The organism is Stenotrophomonas sp. 01N47 (assembly GCF_056399165.1).
Genome location: NZ_JBFTQU010000013.1, coordinates 18,732 through 39,689 on the forward strand (window position 1 = coordinate 18,732; position 20,958 = coordinate 39,689).

Consider the following 20,958-nt stretch of genomic DNA (forward strand, 5'->3'; position numbering starts at 1 on the left):
CGAGCGCAGCGGTTGGTTTCCCGATCCGCCGGGCATGGCCCGGCGCTACCGCCCCCGATCACAGCGTCTTGCGCGCCGGCATCAGCAGGTTGCCGAACAGCAGGCCGGCGACCAGCGCCATCACCACGTTCAACACGGTCAGGAATACACTCTGGCCGGCACCCACGTCCTGTTGCTGGACCAAGGTCAGCACGCCGCGCAGGCTGGTGCTGCCAGGCACCATCATGATGATGCCCGGCAGGCGGATGATCGCGCCGGGACGGCCGACCACGCGCCCGAACAGGTTGCCACCGGCGGTCAGCAGCATCGCCGACAGGAAGATGCCGGCCGGCGTACCCCAGGCGTGACCACCAAATTTGGAGATCGCGTAACCGGCCACCGAAGCGGCGATCACCCACGGATAGTCGCGGCGGTTGGCCTTGAACAGCATCGCGAAGGCGAACGCCGCCGTCAGCAGCGAGCCCCACTCCACCCACGGCCCCTGTGGTCTCGAGGCACGGATCATCGGGTCCAGCCCCAGCACATCGGCCAGGGTCACCGCGATCATCGCGCCGACACTGAGCTTCATGATCGTGGTCAACGCGCCGGCAAAGCGCGCGGTACCGGACACCCAGTGCTGGCTGGCCAGCTCATTGACCGCATTGGTCAGTGACATGCCAGGCAGCAGCACCACCAGCGAAGCGATGATCACCGTATTGAGATTCAGGGCGCCCACGAACGTAGCAACCACGGTGGCGACCAGTCCGGCCAGCAGCGCCGCCAGCGCTTCGGCCGCTTCACGGCTGGCCGGGCGCTTGTCGGTGACCATGCCGAGCAGGCCGATCAACAGGCCGATGACGCCGGCCGTGGCGATGTCCAGCCACGGCAGCTTCCACATGCCCGCCACGCCGGCCGCACCAAGGGTGAAGGACAGGATGGTGCGCAGCTTGCCGCGCCGGCCCGGGTCCTTGTCCAGCTGGCGCAGCGCGGTGTGGCCCTGGGCGATGCTCATGCGGCCGTTGGCCACTTCTTCGGCGATCCCGTCAGCCACGCTGAGCTTGTGCAGGTCGTTCTCGCCCGGCGCCAGCCGGATCACCCGGGTGATGTCGCTGGAGCCGATGGCCTGCGCCGGATCGCTGAAACTGAGGATGATGCCGGTGGGGTTCGACCACGGTTCACAATCCAGATCGAGCTGCCGGGCCAATGCAACCACCGCCGCTTCCAGGCGCTGGGCCGTTGTGCCGTAGCTGTGCAGGCGGCCGGCGATCTCGGAAACGAAGGCCACGCGCTGCGCGTAGGTGGCCTGGGGCGTGGGGATCGTGTGAGCGTCTGCGGACATGCGCCGTAGTATTACCTACGTCAGGCTCTGCTGGAGAAATTCATCCTGGTTCGACGCGACGTGCAATTCAGAACGGTTATGCTGCGACCCGAATGGCCCCCATGACCCCGACCCACGCCCCCCAGCTCGAACAGGACGCTCAGGATCCGGGACTGATCCGGCTGTCCGGCCACTGGACCCTGAAGACCGCCCTGGCCGCGGCCGAAGTGCTGCGCGGCGTTCCGGACAAACTGACCGGCATCGACGCCACCGGCATCGAGCTGCTCGACTCGGCCGGCGTGCTGCAGGTACTGCGCGTCGCCCATCGCGCCGATCTCGGCGAGCACGCGCTGCAGTTCCGCCCGGACCACCAGGCGCTGGTGTGCACGATCGAAGAAGTGGCCGACGACCGTCCGAAGCCGAAGCGTGACTTCGGCGTGCTGGCGGCGCTGGAGCGGCTGGGCGTCAGCGTCCACGCCACCGGCCACAACATCAAGGCGCTGTGCAGCTTCCTCGGTGAGAACCTGGTCAAGGCCGCGCGCCTGGTCAAGGAGCCCCGACGTTTCCGCCTGACCGCGACCGTGCACCAGATGGAGCAGGTCGGGCTGGACGCGGTGCCGCTGGTGGCGCTGCTGTCCTACCTGGTCGGCGCAGTGATCGCCTTCCTCGGTTCGACCATCCTGCGCGATTTCGGTGCGGAGATCTTCGTGGTCGAACTGGTGAACATCGCCTTCCTGCGCGAATTCGCCGTGCTGCTGACCGCGATCGTGCTGGCCGGCCGCACCGCCAGCGCCTTCACCGCGCAGATCGGTGCAATGAAGGCACGCGAGGAAATCGATGCGATGCGCACCTTGGGGCTCGACCCCATCGACCTGCTGGTACTGCCGCGCCTGGTCGCGCTGCTGGTGACCCTGCCGCTGCTGACCTTCATCGCGATGATCGCCGGCCTGGCCGGCGGCATCACCGTTGGCGCATTCGATCTGGATATTCCACCGCAGATGTACATCGCGCGCATGCACGACACGATGGAAGTGCGGCACATGCTGGTGGGCCTGTCCAAGGCGCCGGTATTTGCGCTGGTGATCGGCCTGATCGGCTGCCTGGAAGGCCTGAAGGTGGAAGGCACCGCGCAGTCGGTTGGCGAGCGAACCACCTCCAGCGTGGTGCAGACGATCTCGCTGGTGATCATCATCGACGCCTTCGCGGCGTTGTGGTTCATGCACATGGACTGGTGACATGAGCACGCATCCAACCCCCGAAGACGTGCCCATGCAGGACGACGAAGGCCACGACCTGGCCATCCGCGTGCGCGGGCTGGTCAACCGCTTTGGCAGCCAGACCGTGCACGAAGGGCTGGACCTGGACGTGCGCCGTGGCGAGATCCTTGGCGTGGTGGGCGGATCGGGCACCGGCAAATCGGTGCTGATGCGCTCGATCCTGGGCCTGCGTGTTCCCGATGCCGGGCAGATCGAGGTGCTCGGCCGCGACGCGCGCGCCGACGACGCCGAGAGCCGCCTGCACATCGAACGCAACACCGGCGTGCTGTTCCAGGACGGTGCCCTGTTCTCGTCGCTGACCGTCGGCGAGAACGTGCAGGTGCCATTGAAGGAACACCACCGCGAGCTGCCCGAACGCTGGCACTACGAACTGGCCCTGCTGAAGGTGAAACTGGCCGGCCTGCCTGCCGATGCGATCAACAAGCTGCCCTCGCAGCTGTCTGGCGGCATGCGCAAGCGCGCCGGCCTGGCACGTGCGCTGGCGCTGGATCCACCACTGCTGTTCCTGGATGAGCCCACCGCCGGCCTGGACCCGATCGGTGCGGCGGCGTTCGACCGCCTGATCAAGACCCTGCAGGAAGCGCTGGGGCTGACCGTGTTCCTGATCACCCACGACCTGGACACGCTGTATGCCATCTGCGATCGGGTGGCGGTCATCGCCGACCGCAAGGTGGTGGCCAATGCTCCGCTGCCGGAAATCGAGAGACTGGATCATCCGTGGATCCAGGAATACTTCCACGGACCCCGCGCGCGCGCCGCGCGTGGCGAACAGATCGAGAGTGCCTGAGCCATGGAAACAAAAGCCAACTACGTGCTGATCGGCGCGTTCACCCTGATCACCGGCCTGGCTCTGCTGGCCTTCGGCCTGTGGGCCGCCAAGTACTCCTCCGACCGTACCTGGCAGGAATACCGGGTGGTGTTCCGCGAAGCGGTCACCGGCCTGTCGGTCGGCAGCCCGGTGCAGTACAACGGCATCGCGGTGGGCTCGATTACCGAACTGAACCTGGTACCGGACGATCCGCGCCAGGTGGTCGCACGCATCCGCCTGAACTCGACCACGCCGGTCAAGACCGATACCCGCGCCAAGCTGGCGATCACCAGCCTGACCGGTCCGTCGATCATCCAGCTCAGCGGCGGCACGCCACAGTCGCCGGCGTTGACCACGGTCAACAAGGATCCGGCACCGATCATCCCGACCACGCCGTCGGCGCTGCAGAACATCACCGACGTGGCCAACCGCATCGTCGAGCGCATGGACCAGATCCTCAGCGACCGCAACGTCGCCTCGATCAACGCCACCCTGGCCAACCTGGAAACGATCAGTGGCGGCCTGGCCGACCGCGACCAGGGCACGCAGTCGCTGCTGCTCAGCGCGCGCGATGCCGCGCGCAGCCTGGACACCACCCTGAAGACCACCAACGGCACCATCGAGCGCCTGGACAAGAACCTGGTGCAGCAGCTGCCGGGCATCATCGACAAGCTCGACGCCACCCTGGCCAAACTTGATTCGGCCGCCGGCAATGCCGATTCGATCCTTGGCGAGAACCGCGCCGCCATCAACAGCTTCGCCAATGACGGCCTGGGCCAGCTCGGCCCGACCCTGGGTGAACTGCGTGGCCTGATCCGCGACCTGCGCCGGGTCAGCGACCGCCTCGAGAACAACCCCGCGCGCTACCTGCTCGGCCGCGACGCCCCGAAGGAGTTCGAACCCAAATGAGCCCGACCACCCTTCCGCGCCTGCTGCTGGCAGCGTCGCTGGCCACCCTGCTGGGTGGCTGCTCGATCCTCGGCAGCGGCGACATGAACCCCGTCACCCTCTATTCGCCGGCTGTGCAGGTCAAGGTCGACCCCAGCTGGCCGCAAGCCGACTGGCAACTGGTGCTGGCCAAGCCCAGCGCCGCGCGCATGGTCGACAGCCCGCGCATCAACGTGCGGCCGACGCCGTCTGAGCTGGAGATCTACAAGGGCGCCAGCTGGGCGCAGCCGGCCACCGACATGATCGAAGACACCCTGCTGCGCGGCTTCGAGGATTCCGGCCGCATCCACGGCGTGGCCCGCGTCGCCGCCGGCATCCGCGCCGACTACAAGCTGTCCACCGACGTCCGTCGCTTCGAATCGGACTACCAGGGCCAGCCCACGCCGACGGTCGTCATCGAGATCAACGCCAAGCTGATCGACGTGACCAGCCAGCGGGTGGTCGCCGACCGTACCTTCCGCCAGCTGCAGCCGGTGGGCAGCACCGACGTGTCGGCCGTAGCCGCCGCCTTCGAGCGTGGCCTGCAGCAGGTGGCCCAGGACGTGGTGGGCTGGACGCTGACCAGCGGGCAGAACGACAAGCAGACGCTGAAGCGCTGAACGGTTTCCGCTGATTGCGCCGGGCCCGGTGCTGCGAAACGGGTAGATCCACGCCGTGCGTGGATGAATCGTCCGGGACCTGCGTCAGGTCCGCGGCGTGATCCAGCGGAACGTAAGGTTGATGCGTTCACCCTGCACCCGCGCCATCTTCGGCAGCGCGTGCTGGTAGTGGCGCTGGGTCTCCCCGGCCATCAACAGCAGATCGCCGTGTCCGAGCAGGTACTCGGCCTTGCGCGCAGGATCGTCACGTCGGCGCAGCAGGAACCGTCGCGCCGCTCCGAGGCTCAACGAAGCAATCACCGGCGCCGCCCCCAGCTCCGGCTCGTCATCGCTGTGCCAGCCCATGTAGTCGGTGCCGCCGCGGTAGCGGTTGAGCAGCACGCTGTTGAATCGACCCACGCCCTGCGCTTGCAGCCGGTCGCGCAATGCCCCCAGCACAAGCGGCCACGGATGGGGCACGAACTCGGCGCCTGAATAGCGGTAGCGCGCCTGCGGATCGCCGATCCAGCAGCTCAACCGTGGTGAGTCCACCCAGTTGCCGAACATGCGGATGCGGTGAATCTCCCAAGGAACCGCTTCGCACAGCGCCTTCAACAGCGTGTCTGCGTCCCCCGCTGGCAACCAGCCCGGCAGATGGCGGACGTCAGCATCAGGCAGGTCGTGGGGAAACAGCATGGGAGATTTAGGGAGAGGGGGCAGCGACGTGCCGCCCCGTGGATGCTCAGCGGCGCTTGAACGCGACGCCGGTCTTTTCCTTCAACTCATCCTCGCCCACACCCGCGGCAGTCTCCACCAGCACCAGACCGTCATCGCTCACATCGAATACCGCCAGGTCGGTGATGATGCGATCGACCACGCCCACACCGGTCAGCGGCAGCGTGCATTCGGCCAGGATCTTGTGTTCGCCGTTCTTGGCGGTGTGCTCCATCAGCACCACCACCCGCTGTACGCCGGCCACCAGGTCCATCGCCCCGCCCATGCCCTTGACCATCTTGCCAGGCACCATCCAATTGGCCAGGTCACCCTTGTCGGTGACCTGCATCGCGCCCAGGATCGCCAGATTGACGTGGCCACCGCGGATCATCGCGAAGCTGTCATGGCTGCCGAAATAGCTGGCACCGGCGCGCGCGGTGACGGTCTGCTTGCCGGCATTGATCAGGTCTGCATCGACCTCATCCTCGCTCGGGAACGGGCCGATGCCCAGCAGGCCGTTTTCCGATTGCAGCCACACATCCACGCCGTCGGGAATGTGATTGGCCACCAGCGTCGGCAGGCCGATGCCCAGGTTCACGTAGGCGCCATCGGTCAGTTCACGCGCAGCGCGCGCCGCCATCTCGTCGCGGGTCCATGCCATCTCAGTTGCCCTCCGCACGGATGGTGCGCTGTTCGATACGTTTTTCGGGAGTGGGGTTGTGCACGATGCGGTGCACGTAGATACCCGGCAGATGCACCTGGTCCGGGTCGATGCTGCCGACCGGCACCACCTCCTCCACTTCCACGATGCAGACCTTGCCAGCCATCGCACAGGCCGGGTTGAAATTGCGCGCGGTCTTGCGGAACACCAGGTTGCCGGCCTCGTCAGCCTTCCAGGCCTTGACCAGTGCCACGTCGGCGCGCAGCGCGGTTTCCATCACGTAATGCTTGCCGTCGAACTCACGGGTTTCCTTGCCTTCGGCCACCACCGTGCCATAGCCGGTAGCGGTGAAGAACGCCGGGATACCCGCACCACCGGCACGCAGGCGTTCGGCCAGGGTGCCCTGCGGATTGAATTCCAGCTCCAGCTCGCCGGCCAGGAACTGCCGTTCGAACTCCTTGTTCTCGCCCACGTAGGACGAAATCATCTTCCTGATCTGCCGGGTTTCCAGCAGCTGGCCCAGGCCGAAGCCATCCACGCCGGCGTTGTTGGAGATCACGGTCAGGCCCTTGGCCCCACTGTCGCGCAGTGCGGCGATCAGTGCTTCAGGAATACCGCACAGGCCGAAGCCACCCACGGCCAGAACCTGGCCATCAGCGACCACGCCCTGCAGGGCATCTGCCGCAGAGGCGAAACGCTTGCTGCGCGTGCCGCTGGAAGTCGATTGCTGCATCTCTACTGCCCTACCCGGTGAGAATGCCGCCATTCTAGCGGTACACCCGTTGCCGGCTGGGATGCGCCGCAGCATGAACCAGCATGCCGGGCCTTCAATCCGTAGAATGTCCGCTTCCCCGCTTGCGGTGCCCTTGGCAACGCGTGCTGCAGATGGAGAGGACAGGACGACGCATGGCCGTAGTATTCACCGGAGGGGAACTGTCCCGCTGGCTGGATGCCGGGACACTGGGCAAGGGCAACCACCTCGTTTCGGCAGTGCGTGAACTGCGCTACCAGTCACCGCTGCTGACCGCCCAGCTCGAGGGCTGGCAGGTGTCGATCGACCTGGATGCCAGCGCCCGCACACCGCACAGCCCCCTGCAGAGTCGCTGCACCTGTCCGGCGGGCGGGCACTGCGAGCATGTCGCCGCCGTGCTGCTGGCCGCGCTGGAAACCTCCCTGCAGGGCGCGCCGGGCCTGCTGCGTCCGGCCTCCAGGCCAACGCTGCCCACCCTGCAGACCCAGGCGATGACGCCGATCCTCCATCTGCACAGCATGGAGTACCGTCCCGCCTGGCTCACCGAACGCGATGCTTCGCAGTGGCTCGACGTCGCCACCGTCGCTTTCGAATACGGCGAACACGTGCGCTTTCTCGACGACCCGTCGCTGTTCGTGCATGGCGCCGAGGGCCAGCTCTACCTGCTGCCGCGTGACCTGGCCGGGGAGGCACGACGCGAAGCTGAACTGAACAGCGTCCACCTGCACCGCGAGCGGCAACCGCGCATCGTGCTGGATGGCGGTGGTCCGTTGTTCGAGCTGCGCAGTTTCGACTGGACCCGCTTCCTGCTGGAGGATGTGCTGCGGCTGGAAGCGCTGGGCTGGAAGATCGAGACTGACGATGCCTTCCGCCATCGCATCACCCGGGTGGAGGAGATCGACCTGGATGTGCGGTCGATGCCCACCGACAGCACTGCGTTCGACCTGGCCCTGACCATTGACGTCGATGGCCGCAGCGTTGCCCTGGTTCCGCTGTTGCAGGGCGTACTGCAGTCCGATCCGCGCTGGCTGCGCGGCCAGCTGGACGCGATCGGCGATGACGAGAACGTACTGCTGACGACGGCGGGCAATGAACGCCTGGCCCTGCGCGCAGGCCGCCTGAAACCGGTGATCGCGCTGCTGGCGGATCTGTTCGGCGACCACGGGCAACCGTTGCGCCTGCAGGCGCACGATCGCGGACGCCTGCAGGCACTGCAGGAAGCCGCGCAGCTGCGACTGCACAGCAGCAACGATACCCGCGCACGCGTGCAGCGCCTGCTGGACGCACCGGCGATGACCGCTGTCCCGGCGCCCCAGGGCTTGCGCGCGACGCTGCGCAGCTACCAGCTTGAAGGCCTGTCCTGGCTGCAGTACCTGCGCCAGCAGGGTCTGGGCGGCGTGCTGGCCGATGACATGGGCCTGGGCAAGACACTGCAGACCCTGGCCCATCTCCTGGTTGAAAAACAGAGCGGCCGCCTGGACAAACCGGCACTGGTGGTCATGCCGACGTCTCTGCTGCACAACTGGCAGAGTGAAGCTGCGCGCTTCACCCCGGATCTGCGCGTACTGGCCCTGCATGGACCCGCACGTGACACGCAGTTCGGCGCCATTGCCGCACATGATCTGATACTGACCACCTACCCCCTGCTCTGGCGCGACGAACAGGCACTGCAGGCGCATTCCTATCACCTGCTGATCCTGGACGAGGCACAGCAGGTGAAAAACCCCAGATCGCGTGCAGCGGCCACGCTGCGCACGCTGCAGGCCCGTCATCGACTGTGCCTGACCGGCACCCCGCTGGAAAACCACCTGGGCGAGCTGTGGACGCAGTTCGACTTCCTGCTGCCCGGGCTGCTCGGCAGCGAAAAGCAGTTCAACCAGCACTGGCGCCACCCCATCGAGCGCGGCAGCGATCGCCGGCGCGCACAGCTGCTGGCCCAGCGCATGCGTCCTTTCATCCTGCGCCGACGCAAGGACCAGGTTGCCTCCGAACTTCCGCCGAAGACGGTCATCACCCGCACCGTGGCGATGGAAGGCGGCCAGCGCGAACTGTACGAAACCGTGCGTGCGGCAATGGAAAAACAGGTACGCGAAGCAATCAACGGCAGCGGGCTGGCACGCAACCACATCGTGGTGCTGGACGCCCTGCTGAAGCTTCGCCAGGTCTGCTGCGATCCGCGTCTGCTGCCGGGCGGGACATCCGCGCGCACTGCAGGCTCGGCCAAACTGGACCTGCTGCGCGAGATGCTGCCGTCCATGGTCGAAGAAGGACGCCGCATCCTGCTGTTCTCGCAGTTCACCGGCATGCTGGCCCTGATTGCGCAGGCATTGGATGCGCTGGGCCTGGCCTACGTGACCCTGACCGGCGACACCCAGAACCGGGTAACACCGGTACAGCGCTTCATGGACGGCGAGGTTCCCGTGTTCCTGATCAGCCTGAAGGCCGGCGGCGTGGGCTTGAATCTGACCGCCGCCGACACCGTCATCCACTTCGATCCGTGGTGGAACCCGGCCGCCGAGAACCAGGCCAGTGACCGTGCCCATCGCATCGGCCAGCAACAGCCTGTATTCGTCTACAAGCTGATCGCCGCGGGCAGCGTCGAAGAACGCATCGCCGACCTGCAGCAGCGCAAGGCCGAGCTGGCCGAGGCGATCCTCGAGGGTGCCGGAGGCACAGGTCCACGCTTCGATGCAGCAGACCTGGAGGCGCTGCTGGCGCCGCTGCCGGGTGCACCGGGCAGACGCCCTGGCAGGGCCAGCAGGCGGCCGGCGCAGGCCTGACAGGGAACGTCAGTCATGTGGCGTTGCCTGATGGAAACGATTCCCATACAGGCCGGGCGCTACAATGAAAAGCTGAGCTCACCAAAGGATCTGATCGATGCCCCTGCCCGCCTTCAAGGCCTATGACATCCGTGGCCGCGTGCCGGAAGAACTGAACGAAGACCTGGCCCGCCGCATAGGCGTGGCCCTGGCCGCGCAGCTCGCGCCCGGCCCGGTGGTCCTTGGCCATGACGTGCGCCTGACCAGCCCGGCGCTGCAGGATGCGCTGGCATCGGGCCTGCGCGGCACCGGCCGCGAAGTGATCGACATCGGCCTGTGCGGTACCGAAGAGGTGTATTTCCAGACCGATCACCTGGGTGCAGCTGGCGGTGTAATGGTCACCGCCAGCCACAACCCGATGGACTACAACGGGATGAAGCTGGTCAAGGAGAACGCGCGCCCGATCAGCTCGGACACCGGCCTGTTCGCGATCTCCGATGCGGTTGCCGCCGATACCGCGCCCGCCGCCCCGGCCAAGGCTGGGCAGACCGCCGAGCACGACAAGAGCGCCTACATCCAGCATCTGCTGTCCTATGTCGATGTCAGCAAACTGAAGCCGCTGAAGCTGGTGGTGAACGCCGGCAACGGCGGCGCCGGCGCCATCGTCGACCTGCTGGCACCGCACCTGCCGTTCGAGTTCATCCGCATCTGCCACGAACCCGATGGCAACTTCCCCAACGGCATCCCCAATCCGCTGCTGCAGGAGAACCGCGCCGCGACCGCTGAGGCGGTTCGCGAGCACGGCGCCGACTTCGGTATTGCCTGGGACGGCGACTTCGACCGTTGCTTCTTCTTCGATCACAGCGGGCGCTTCATCGAGGGCTATTACCTGGTCGGCCTGCTGGCCAAGGCGGCTCTGGACCGCAACCCGGGCGGCAAGATCGTGCATGACCCACGGCTGGTCTGGAATACCGTGGAAATGGTCGAGCAGGCTGGCGGCGTGCCGGTGCTGTGCAAGAGCGGCCACGCTTTCATCAAGGAGAAGATGCGCGCAGAGGATGCGGTGTACGGCGGCGAAATGAGCGCCCATCACTACTTCCGCGAATTCGCCTATGCCGACTCGGGCATGATCCCCTGGCTGCTGATCGCCCAGCTGATTTCCGAAAGCGGCCGCTCGCTGGCCGACTGGGTGGAGGACCGCATGGCGGCGTATCCGTGCAGCGGCGAGATCAACTTCAAGGTCAGCGATGCGAAGGCGTCCGTGGCCCGCGTGATGGAACACTTCGCCGTGCAGTCGCCGGCACTGGACCACACCGATGGCATCAGCGCCGACTTCGGCGACTGGCGTTTCAATCTGCGCAGCTCCAACACCGAGCCATTGCTGCGCCTGAACGTGGAATCCCGCGGGGATGCGGCCCTGATGCAGGCCCGCACCGACGAGATTTCCGCCCTCCTCAAGCAGTAACCTGGGACAACCATGAGCAACATCCAGCCTGTCATTCTGTCCGGCGGTTCCGGTACCCGCCTGTGGCCCCTCTCACGCGAGGCCTATCCCAAGCAGTTCCTGCCCCTGGCCGGTGAACTGACCATGCTGCAGGCCACCTGGCAGCGCGTGGCCCCGATCGCCAGCCGCGGGCCGCTGGTCGTTGCCAACGAAGAGCACCGTTTTGTTGCTGCCGAACAACTGCAGCAGGTCGGTGCCGAACCAGCCGCGATCATCCTCGAGCCGGTCGGCCGCAACACCGCTCCGGCGATTGCCGTGGCGGCGCTGGAAGCCACCCGCGATGGTGCCGATGCGCTGTTGCTGGTGCTGCCCTCCGATCATGTGATCACCGATGAAGCTGCGTTCCGCACTGCGGTCCAGGCCGCCTCCATCGCCGCTGAAGCCGACAAGCTGGTCACCTTCGGCATCGTGCCGACCGGCCCGGAAACAGGCTACGGTTACATCAAGGCCGCCGACGGCCACGGCGTGCGTGCGGTCGAACGCTTCGTCGAGAAGCCCGACCTGGACACCGCCACCGGCTACGTGACCAGCGGCCAGTACTACTGGAACAGCGGGATGTTCCTGTTCAAGGCCTCGCGTTACCTGCAGGAGTTGGAACGCCTGCAGCCGGCCATGTTGTCGGCCTGCCGCGACGCATGGCAGAGCGCACGCCGCGATGCCGATTTCACCCGGCTGGACAAGGACGCGTTCACTGCCGTGCCGTCCGATTCGATCGATTACGCGGTCATGGAAAAGACCGCTGATGCGGTGGTGGTGCCACTGGATGCCGGCTGGAACGATGTCGGCTCGTGGACCGCACTGCGTGATGTGTCGCAGCAGGACGGCGATGGCAATGCGCACCAGGGCGATGTGATCGCCATCGACTGCCGCAACACGTATGCCTACGGCGAGCGCCTGGTGGCGATGGTCGGACTCGACGATGTCATCGTGGTCGAGACCGACGATGCGGTGCTGGTCGGCAAGGCCGACCGCATGCAGGAGGTCAAGACGGTGGTGGCAAAGTTGAAGGCCGACGGCCGCAGCGAAGCAACCTGGCACCGCAAGGTCTACCGCCCGTGGGGGGCGTACGACTCGATCGACAACGGCGAGCGTTTCCAGGTCAAGCGGATCACCGTCAAGCCGGGTGGTACGTTGAGCCTGCAGATGCATCATCACCGTGCCGAGCACTGGATCGTGGTCAGCGGCACCGCCGAAGTCACCCGTGGGGACGAAGTGATCCTGCTCAGCGAGAACCAGAGCACCTACATCCCGCTGGGCGTGACCCATCGCCTGCGCAACCCCGGCAAGCTGCCGCTGGAACTGATCGAAGTGCAGTCCGGCAGTTACCTCGGCGAGGATGACATCGTGCGGTTCGAGGATACCTACGGGCGGAGTTGACCCTACGCCCTGCGGTGGGTGCCGACCGTTGGTCGGCACATCGCCTACCGGGTCAGGCAATCTCGGCCATGACCCGCTTCAGGCCGTCCTGCCACGTTGGCAGCGCGATGCCCAAGTCCTGCTGCAGCTTGCGGTTGTCGAGCACCGACCATGCGGGTCGCTTGGCCGGGGTCGGATATTCGGAACTGGGGATGGCTTCAACCGACGGCACCTTGTCCAGCACGCCCATCACCAGCGCTTCGGCGAAAATCGCTTCGGCAAAGCCATGCCAGCTGGTCTGGCCCGACGCCGTCAGGTGCCACGTTCCCGACAGCGCGCCCGGATGCTGCAGCGCCTGCACGGTGACATCAGCGATCAATGCCGCCGGCGTCGGCGTGCCGATCTGGTCGGCCACCACACGCAGCTGATCGCGCTCAGCGCCCACCCGCAGCATCGTGCGCAGGAAGTTTGCGCCGTGCGAGGCATACACCCATGCCGTGCGGAAGATTAGATGACGGCCGCCGGCAGCGCGCACGGCGTCTTCGCCATCACGCTTGCTGGTGCCATAGACCCCCAGCGGCGCGGTCGGTTCATCCTCACGGTACGGGGCCGTGCCCTGGCCATCGAACACGTAGTCGGTGGAGTAATGCACGAACGGCACGCCATGCGCCGCACACCAGCGCGCGATCACGCCCGGCGCCTGCGCGTTGGCAGCGAAGGTGGCATCAACGTCCCGTTCGGCACGGTCAACGGCGGTGTAAGCGGCCGCATTGACCACCACCGACGGCTGCAGGCGATCCAGCAGTGCCGGCAGGCTGTCAGGCCGGCCGAAATCAGCCACCTCGCAGGTGCTGCCATCGGGCAACGTGCCGCTGCGGGTGGTCGCTACCACCTTGCCGAGCGGAGCCAGTGCGCGCAGCAGTTCCTGGCCGAGCTGCCCGTTGCCGCCGAACACCAGCACGGTCACGGCACGTACACCGGCAAGCGATCTTCGGCGATGTCCTTCAGGAATGGGGCATTCTCGTCCTTGGCCGAAAGGGTCGGAGTGCTGATCGGCCAGTCCACGGCGATATCGGCATCGTTCCACCGGATGCCGGCATCCACCTCCTTGACGTAGACATCCGTGCACAGGTAGCTGAACAATGCGCGCTCGGACAGCACGGCGAATCCGTGGGCGAAGCCTTCCGGAATCCAGAACTGCTTCCTGTTCTCAGCGCTCAGCACGACCGCCTCCCAGCGGCCGAACGTCGGCGAGCCGCGGCGGATGTCGACGGCGACGTCGTACACCTCGCCTTCCAGCACCGATACCAGTTTTCCCTGGGGCCGCGGCCATTGGTAATGCAGCCCGCGCAGTACACCTCGGCTGGAGGTGGACACATTGCTCTGCACGAAACGATCCGGCAGGCCCAATGCAGCAAAGCGCTCGGCGTTCCAGGTCTCGTAGAAGAAACCACGCTCATCACCGAAAACCGCCGGTTCGATCACCCGGCAACCCGGCAGTGAAGTTTCGATCACTTTCACGGAACGACTCCACGCAGGGCGAGCTTGTGCAGGTACTGGCCGTAGCCATTCTTGATCAGCGGTGCAGCCAGCGCTTCCAACTGCTCGGCGCTGATCCAGCCTTGGCCGAAGGCGATTTCTTCCGGACAGCAGACCTGCAGGCCCTGGCGGGTCTGGATCGTCTCGATGAAATTGGACGCTTCCAGAAGCGACTGGTGGGTACCGGTATCCAGCCACGCATAACCACGCCCCAGCGCTTCCAGGTGCAGATTGCCCTCCTGCAGGTAGCGCTTGTTGAGATCGGTGATCTCCAGTTCGCCACGCGGCGAAGGCTTGAGTTCGGCAGCGTAGTCGCTGGCCTTGCCGTCGTAGAAATACAGCCCGGTGACCGCATAGTTCGAACGCGGATTCTCCGGCTTCTCGACCAGGTCGATCACCTTGCCGCTCTTGTCGAACTCTGCAACACCGTAGCGCTCCGGATCATTGACCCAGTAGCCGAACACGGTCGAACCGTCCACGCGTTCGTCGGCGCGCTTGAGCACCTCGCGCAGGCCGTGGCCGTGGAAGATGTTGTCACCCAGCACCAGGCAGCTCGGCTTGCCGGCCACGAAATCGCGGCCGATCAGGTACGCTTGGGCCAGGCCATCCGGGCTCGGCTGCACGGCGTACTGGATGTCCATGCCCCACTGCGAACCATCGCCCAGCAGGTGCTGGAACAAGGCCTGTTCGTGCGGGGTGTTGATGATCAGCACTTCACGGATGCCCGCCAGCATCAGCACGCTCAGCGGGTAATAGATCATCGGCTTGTCATACACCGGCAGCAGCTGCTTGCTGACGCCCTTGGTGATCGGGTACAGCCGGGTGCCGGAGCCGCCGGCGAGGATGATGCCCTTGCGTTGGGTCATGTCGTGTCCTTGGTTCAGGCCGCGGTGCCGATGCGCTGCAGGCGGTAGCTGCCGTCGAGCACGCCGTTCACCCATTCCTGGTTGTCCAGGTACCAGTCGACGGTGAAGCCGATGCCCTGTTCAAACGTGTAGGCCGGCTCCCAGCCCAGGTCGTTCTTCAGCTTGGAGGCATCGATCGCGTAACGGCGGTCATGGCCCGGGCGGTCGGCAACGTAGGTGATCTGGCTGCTGCGCGGCTGGCCGTCCGCACGCGGGCGGCGCTGGTCCAGCAGCGCACAAATCGCCTGCACCACTTCAATGTTCTGCTTTTCCGAATTGCCACCGACGTTGTAGGTCTCACCCACCTTGCCCTTGGCCAGCACGGTGCGGATCGCCTCGCAGTGGTCGGTCACGAACAGCCAGTCGCGCACCTGCTTGCCATCGCCGTACACCGGCAGCGGCTCACCGGCCAGCGCCTTGGCGATCACCAGCGGGATCAGCTTCTCCGGGAAGTGGTACGGGCCGTAGTTGTTCGAGCAGTTGGTGGTCAGCACCGGCAGCCCGTAGGTGTGGTGGAACGCGCGCACGAGATGGTCCGAAGCTGCCTTGGACGCCGAGTAGGGCGAATTGGGCGCGTACTGGGTCGTTTCGCTGAATTTGCCGGTCTCACCCAGCGTGCCGTACACCTCGTCGGTGGACACGTGCAGGAAGCGGAACGCCGCGCCCTGCTCGGCCGGCAACGCCTTCCAGTAATCGCGCACGGCCTCGAGCAACCCGAGGGTCCCGACCACATTGGTCTGGATGAAGGCACCCGGACCGTCGATGGAACGGTCCACGTGACTTTCAGCGGCGAAGTTCAGCACCGCATCGGGCTGGTGTTCGGCCAGCAGGCGGGTCACCAAGGCGCTGTCGCCGATGTCGCCCTGCACGAACACGTGGTCCGGATTGCCGTCCAGGCTGGACAGGGTCTTGAGATTGCCGGCGTAGGTCAGCGCATCGAGATTGACCACCTTGACGCCACGGGCGACCGCTTCGAGAACAAAGTTACCGCCAATGAATCCGGCACCGCCGGTGACAAGCCATGTGGGCACTACTCGTTCTCCTGTTGAAGTTTCGTCTACTGGCCACGCTGAGGAGGCCCGAATCAGCGTTACAGGATACATCGGCCCCGTCTTCACGACTGCCTGCTGGACGTGAACGCAGGTCGCTGCAGCGGCGCCTCATGCGGCATCGCAGCATAACCATACGCATTCGCATGGTCACCCCAAGCCAGCTAGAATCGGGATCCCACCCCCGAACCGGTTGCTGTGCGAGGACCGGACGTTTCCCGTTACTGTGAGCCGGCCAGCGGCCGGCACTACAAGGATCGAGTACCAGATGAAAATCCTCGTCGCGTACAAGCGCGTGGTGGACTACAACGTCCGCATTCAGGTCAAGCCGGACGGTTCCGGCGTGGTCACCGACGGCGTCAAGCTGTCTCCCAATCCCTTCGATGAAATCGCCCTGGAAGAAGCGTTGCGCCTGCGCGACAAGGGCATCGCCAGCGAAGTCGTGGTTGCCACCATCGCGCCGGCCGACGCCCAGGCGCATCTGCGCAACGGCCTGGCCATGGGTGCCAACCGTGCCATCCACGTGGTCACCGACCAGGCCATCCAGCCGCTGACCGCCGCCCGCACCCTGCTCAAGCTGATCGAGAAGGAACAGCCGGATCTGGTGATCCTGGGCAAGCAGGCCATTGACGACGACGCCAACCAGACCGGCCAGATGCTGGCCACCCTCTGGGGCCGTCCGCAGGCGACCTTCGCCAGCAAGCTCGAGATCGCCGACGGCAAGGCCACGGTCACCCGTGAAGTCGACGCCGGCCTGGAAACGCTGGAAGTCGATCTGCCGGCCGTGATCACCACCGACCTGCGCCTGAACGAGCCGCGCTTCATCAAGCTGCCCGACATCATGAAGGCCAAGGCCAAGCCGCTGGAGACCCTGCAGCTGGCCGACCTCGGTGTTGAAGCCGCCGATACCTTCAAGACCACCCAGTACGCCGCGCCGTCCAAGCGCAGCAAGGGCGTGATGGTCAAGGACGCGGCCGAACTGGTCGCCGCACTCAAGCAGAAGGGGTTGCTGTAATGAGCAGGATTCTCGTCATCGCCGAGCACCACGACGGCAAGCTCAACGCCGCCACCGCCAAGACCGTCAGCGCTGCGGCCGCCATTTCCGGCGCCAGCATCGATGTGCTGGTGCTGGCTGCCGACCCGAACGCCGTTGCTGCTGAAGCGGCGAAGATCGCAGGCGTCGCCAAGGTCCTGACCGTGGCCAACGCTGCCAACGCACAGGCGTTGGCCCAGGTACTGGCCCCGCAGATCGCGCAGCTGGCCAAGGGCTACACGCACGTGTTCGGCCCGTCGACCACCTTCGGCAAGGACCTGATGCCGTGCGTGGCCGCCCTGCTCGGCGTCAACCAGGTTTCGGACCTGATGGCCGTCGAAGGCAGCCACACCTTCAAGCGCCCGATCTACGCCGGCAACGCGATCATCACCGTCGAAGCGCCGGCCGACCAGATCGTGGTCGCCACCGTGCGTGCCGCGTCGTGGCCGGAAGCCGCCCAGGGTGGCAGTGCCTCGGTTGAAGCCGCCAGCGTCGATGCGGCCCTGCCGAGCCACACCCGTTTCGTCGGCCTGGCCGCCGGCGCCAGCGACCGCCCGGACCTGCAGAGCGCCAAGCGCGTGGTCTCCGGTGGCCGTGGCGTCGGTTCGGAAGAGAACTTCAAGATCATCTTCCAGCTGGCCGACAAGCTCGGCGCCGCCGTCGGTGCTTCGCGTGCGGCCGTGGACGCCGGCTACGTGCCCAGCGACCTGCAGGTCGGCCAGACCGGCAAGATCATTTCGCCGGAACTGTACGTGGCAGTCGGCATCAGTGGTGCCATCCAGCATCTGACCGGCATCAAGGATGCCGGCACCATTGTCGCGATCAACAAGGATGCGGATTCGCCGATCTTCGAGATTGCCGATATCGGCCTGGTGGGGGATCTGTTTGCGATCCTGCCGGAGCTGGAAGCCGCGTTGGGCTGATTCGGCCCCCATAGCTGCAACGCCTGAAGCAGTGGGCACGATCCCCGGCTGGAGCCACACTTCCGCCGGGGATATTCGCGTGACCGCAAAGCGCCGGGGTCGACAAATTCTGATACATAGCGACATGCCCCGGGGCTGGCCATGCGCGGTTTCGCGGACCAGAATGCGTCCGTTTTCACACGCTTGTCATATTGATGAAATCAGGAACAAGGGCAACTGCCCGTGCATTTGCCAAGGATTTGGCTGCTTCATGGAAGTACCTGCCGATCGCCCTGGTGGCCTGCGGTGTGACGGCCGCAGCGGCATGGATCAGCTTTGGATTCACGTATGGCGCCGGAGCGATCATTGCTACCGGACTGTTGCTGGGCTGCGCACTGTGGTTGCTTGGCCCTGCCCTGCGCAATCACTGGTGGGGTTCGGCACTGGCAGCTGGACTGGCCAGCCTGCTGCTGGTCGGCAACGCGGCGAAGGTGGCGATGCTGCACATGCCGCTTTCCATCGCAGATGTACAGGCGCTGCCCATCCTGCTGGCCACTCTGTCTGGCCGCCCCCTGCTGCTGGCCACGGTCCTGATTGCCATCGCTGTGCTGCTCCCGCTGGGCAGCCTCCGTCCGCGCTGGCGCAGCCTGCTGGCACTGGCCACCGCGACCGTGTTCGTGTTCCTGCTGCCCACTGCGTCCGGCGTGTTGCGTCCGATCTCCGAAAGCCTGCTTCCGGTGGGAATCGAAGAACTGAAGATGCCCAATGGCGAGATCGTGCAGATTCCAGGCCGCGAGGATCAGCTCAGCCTGCTGCGGGTGCGCGGTCCGTTGCTGTACCTGCTTGAAGACTGGCGGATCATGCGCGAGGACACCCGCAAGGTTCCTACAGCTGCAGAGATCGATGCACTGGCGCTGCAGGCCTGGCGCCCGGGTAGCATCGGCAAGCCGCGCAACGTACACGTCGTCCTGCTCGAAAGCGTCTGGGACATCACGCTCCTGGACCGCTACCACAGCTCCCGCAGCCCGCTCGACCCACGCTTCCTGGCACTGTGGGAAAGCGCTGGACGCCCCTACGTGCTGTCGCCGGAAATGGGGGGGGCCACCGCCAACGCCGAGTTCGAGGTGCTGTGCGGCCTGCCCGCTCCGCGCAACTCGGTCGCCTTCGTCAACCTGATGCGCAATCCCTCGCCCTGCCTTCCTGCAGTGCTGGCGCGCTCGGGCTACCGCACGGTGGCCAGCCACGCGCATCTTGCCGACAACTGGAACCGGGTACGTGCCTATGACCACGCCGGCTTCGATCTGTACCGACCGATCAGCGCTTTCGAGCTGGATGATCTGGAAGGTGGTCTGCTGGCCGACAGTTCGTTCTTCAGGCAGAACCTGCAGTACCTGGATGAAAACCAATCCGACGGCCCCCTGTTCAATTATCTCGTTTCGCTGTCGTCACACTGGGGCTTTGTCCGCAATACCGAGCGCCGCCCCGACCTGGTGACGATCAGCCCGACTGATGTTCCAGTGCTTCATGCCTATGCCAATGCAGTGGCCTATACCACCAAGGCCTTCATGGATTGGTCCGAAGCTGTCCTGGCACGCGATCCAGAGGCCCTGATCATCGCTTTCGGCGATCACTCGCCATCGCTCGATGTGGACCCTGACCCTTACACCGCGGTCAACGGCGGTGACAAGGCGGTGTTCGACACCCCGGCGACCCGGCGCAAGGTCGGCATCAGCCGTACACCGCTGCTGATCCTCGATGGGCACCGCGGAGCGCTTCGCACAGGCACCGATCTGCCGATGTACGAGCTGCCGGGCCTTATCGGCCAGCTGCTGGGCAACGGAGCCCTGCTGCCGCAGTCGGCGCAGCGCGGCCCGATGACGCTGCGCCCCTTCCGCGGGCACCTCCTCACCGGCAACGACGGCAGCTGGAACGACTGTGCCGGCCGCGACAGCGCACCGCGTACCCCGACCTGCAATGCCGCCTGGAAGCAGTTCGACCAGCTGCGCGCCCTCCGCCAGGACACCGTCCTCGGCGATGGCCACTACCTGCGCACGCAGCATGCCGAGACGTTCCGCGTGCCTCGCCTGCACCCGATGGTGGTCGAAGCAAGCCATGCAGACTGCGAGTTCGAGGTCGATCAATGGGGCCCGCACCAGACGGCGCCGGGACAGGGGTTCAATGTGCAGCCCGACGGCTCCAGCGCCATGTGGTTCACGATGAAGCATCTGCGCGGCACGCCCCAGGTGAAGATCGGCAACACCGTCGGCAAGGCCAATGCGGGCGAGCGTCTGATCACGGCCGCCTTTGCTACCGGCGCCATCGCCAACCTCGCCGGTCCCGTCCCGGTCACCCTCAGCTGCCCCGGCCAACCACCGGTACAGGTGGGCACTCTCGATGTTTCGGCTGCGCCGGAACCGGCACCATCGGTTGCTGCCGACGCGTGCAGCTTCACGGTTGACCAGTGGGGCCCGCGCACCGGTACGGCAGCACAAGGATTCAACCTGCAGCCCGACGGCAGCAGTGGAATCTGGATCACCATGAAGCAGTTGCAGGGGCATCCGCAGGTACGTGTCGGCACCACGTCCGGAGCCACCGCTTACGGCGATCTGCTGGTGACCTCCGCCTTCAGCGATCCTGCACTGCTCGCCAAGCCAGGCTCGCTGCCGGTGTCGATCGGCTGCCCGGGGCATGCGGCAGTGGAACTGGGCGCGATCCAGCTTGAGGCCAGCCACTGACACAGCCGGCAGAAGCTGAACGCGTGGACCCACGCCCAGCCTGGCGAAGATTACACCCGGCCGGTGTGAGACGGCCGGTAAAGCTATAATCGGCGACTGCCGCCACTGATCGTCGCGCGGGCGGATGCCGGGGCACGCAGCT

Annotated in this window: 18 protein-coding genes; 10 read left to right on the plus strand and 8 right to left on the minus strand. The window is 65.8% G+C overall.

Annotated elements, in window-relative coordinates:
• Positions 1–58 precede the first annotated feature (58 nt).
• Positions 59–1,318, minus strand: a complete 1,260-nt coding sequence (locus AC1DKR_RS19515) for a threonine/serine exporter family protein (RefSeq protein WP_025878492.1) — start codon at positions 1,316–1,318, stop codon at positions 59–61.
• A gap of 92 nt (positions 1,319–1,410) precedes the next feature.
• Here AC1DKR_RS19515 and AC1DKR_RS19520 point away from each other — a divergent pair, with 92 nt between their 5' ends.
• Genes AC1DKR_RS19520 through AC1DKR_RS19535 form a run of 4 tightly spaced genes read left to right on the plus strand, consistent with a single transcriptional unit; the run spans position 1,411 to position 4,929 of the window.
• The gene (locus AC1DKR_RS19520; RefSeq protein WP_312785489.1) at positions 1,411–2,532 is read left to right on the plus strand and encodes an MlaE family ABC transporter permease; all 1,122 of its coding nucleotides are present in this window, start codon (positions 1,411–1,413) and stop codon (positions 2,530–2,532) included.
• 1 nt (position 2,533) lies between these two features.
• Complete coding sequence (locus tag AC1DKR_RS19525) at positions 2,534–3,361, plus strand: ABC transporter ATP-binding protein (protein WP_312106469.1); 828 nt, start codon at positions 2,534–2,536, stop codon at positions 3,359–3,361.
• A gap of 3 nt (positions 3,362–3,364) precedes the next feature.
• Positions 3,365–4,291 (plus strand): MlaD family protein, encoded by a 927-nt coding sequence (locus AC1DKR_RS19530; protein ID WP_100551507.1) that lies wholly within the window; start codon positions 3,365–3,367, stop codon positions 4,289–4,291.
• Complete coding sequence (locus AC1DKR_RS19535; protein WP_478034560.1) at positions 4,288–4,929, plus strand: ABC-type transport auxiliary lipoprotein family protein; 642 nt, start codon at positions 4,288–4,290, stop codon at positions 4,927–4,929. The genes AC1DKR_RS19530 and AC1DKR_RS19535 overlap by 4 nt, the downstream gene beginning before the upstream one ends.
• An 84-nt stretch (positions 4,930–5,013) precedes the next feature.
• On the opposite strand, the gene AC1DKR_RS19540 is transcribed toward AC1DKR_RS19535, so the two are convergent.
• From AC1DKR_RS19540 to AC1DKR_RS19550, 3 genes are read right to left on the minus strand one after another with little or no spacing between them, the layout of a single operon-like run.
• Positions 5,014–5,604 (minus strand): alpha-ketoglutarate-dependent dioxygenase AlkB family protein, encoded by a 591-nt coding sequence (locus tag AC1DKR_RS19540; protein ID WP_478034563.1) that lies wholly within the window; start codon positions 5,602–5,604, stop codon positions 5,014–5,016.
• A gap of 46 nt (positions 5,605–5,650) precedes the next feature.
• Positions 5,651–6,283, minus strand: a complete 633-nt coding sequence (locus AC1DKR_RS19545; protein WP_447944595.1) for a CoA transferase subunit B — start codon at positions 6,281–6,283, stop codon at positions 5,651–5,653.
• A gap of 1 nt (position 6,284) precedes the next feature.
• A complete protein-coding gene (locus tag AC1DKR_RS19550) occupies positions 6,285–7,016 on the minus strand; it encodes a CoA transferase subunit A (protein ID WP_100551502.1) in 732 nt (243 codons plus the stop codon).
• A 173-nt stretch (positions 7,017–7,189) separates the two neighbouring features.
• Between AC1DKR_RS19550 and AC1DKR_RS19555 the strand changes: the two genes are divergently transcribed.
• From AC1DKR_RS19555 to AC1DKR_RS19565, 3 genes are all read left to right on the plus strand, one after another.
• Positions 7,190–9,814 (plus strand): DEAD/DEAH box helicase, encoded by a 2,625-nt coding sequence (locus tag AC1DKR_RS19555; RefSeq protein ID WP_478034568.1) that lies wholly within the window; start codon positions 7,190–7,192, stop codon positions 9,812–9,814.
• Positions 9,815–9,911: 97 nt separating this feature from the next.
• Positions 9,912–11,258 (plus strand): phosphohexomutase domain-containing protein, encoded by a 1,347-nt coding sequence (locus AC1DKR_RS19560; RefSeq protein ID WP_229980191.1) that lies wholly within the window; start codon positions 9,912–9,914, stop codon positions 11,256–11,258.
• 12 nt (positions 11,259–11,270) lie between these two features.
• Positions 11,271–12,674 carry a mannose-1-phosphate guanylyltransferase/mannose-6-phosphate isomerase gene (locus tag AC1DKR_RS19565; protein WP_108266812.1) on the plus strand — a complete coding sequence of 468 codons (1,404 nt, stop codon included), beginning with the start codon at positions 11,271–11,273 and terminating at the stop codon, positions 12,672–12,674.
• Positions 12,675–12,726: 52 nt separating this feature from the next.
• On the opposite strand, the gene rfbD is transcribed toward AC1DKR_RS19565, so the two are convergent.
• Genes rfbD through rfbB form a run of 4 tightly spaced genes read right to left on the minus strand, consistent with a single transcriptional unit; the run spans position 12,727 to position 16,128 of the window.
• Positions 12,727–13,620, minus strand: a complete 894-nt coding sequence (gene rfbD, locus AC1DKR_RS19570; protein WP_230111638.1) for a dTDP-4-dehydrorhamnose reductase — start codon at positions 13,618–13,620, stop codon at positions 12,727–12,729.
• Complete coding sequence (rfbC, locus tag AC1DKR_RS19575; RefSeq protein WP_230111640.1) at positions 13,617–14,174, minus strand: dTDP-4-dehydrorhamnose 3,5-epimerase; 558 nt, start codon at positions 14,172–14,174, stop codon at positions 13,617–13,619. The genes rfbD and rfbC overlap by 4 nt, the downstream gene beginning before the upstream one ends.
• Complete coding sequence (rfbA, locus tag AC1DKR_RS19580; protein WP_478034577.1) at positions 14,171–15,058, minus strand: glucose-1-phosphate thymidylyltransferase RfbA; 888 nt, start codon at positions 15,056–15,058, stop codon at positions 14,171–14,173. Before rfbA ends, rfbC begins: the two co-directional genes overlap by 4 nt.
• A 14-nt stretch (positions 15,059–15,072) precedes the next feature.
• Entirely contained in the window at positions 15,073–16,128 is a 1,056-nt protein-coding gene (rfbB, locus tag AC1DKR_RS19585; protein WP_230111644.1) for a dTDP-glucose 4,6-dehydratase, read from the minus strand.
• Between the two features lie 286 nt (positions 16,129–16,414).
• Here rfbB and AC1DKR_RS19590 point away from each other — a divergent pair, with 286 nt between their 5' ends.
• From AC1DKR_RS19590 to AC1DKR_RS19600, 3 genes are all read left to right on the plus strand, one after another.
• Positions 16,415–17,161 (plus strand): electron transfer flavoprotein subunit beta/FixA family protein, encoded by a 747-nt coding sequence (locus AC1DKR_RS19590; RefSeq protein WP_478034580.1) that lies wholly within the window; start codon positions 16,415–16,417, stop codon positions 17,159–17,161.
• Positions 17,161–18,102: an electron transfer flavoprotein subunit alpha/FixB family protein gene (locus AC1DKR_RS19595; protein WP_478034584.1), complete on the plus strand. Its 942-nt coding sequence runs from the start codon at positions 17,161–17,163 to the stop codon at positions 18,100–18,102. Before AC1DKR_RS19590 ends, AC1DKR_RS19595 begins: the two co-directional genes overlap by 1 nt.
• 239 nt (positions 18,103–18,341) lie before the next feature.
• A complete protein-coding gene (locus AC1DKR_RS19600) occupies positions 18,342–20,816 on the plus strand; it encodes an LTA synthase family protein (RefSeq protein ID WP_230111650.1) in 2,475 nt (824 codons plus the stop codon).
• Positions 20,817–20,958 lie beyond the last annotated feature (142 nt).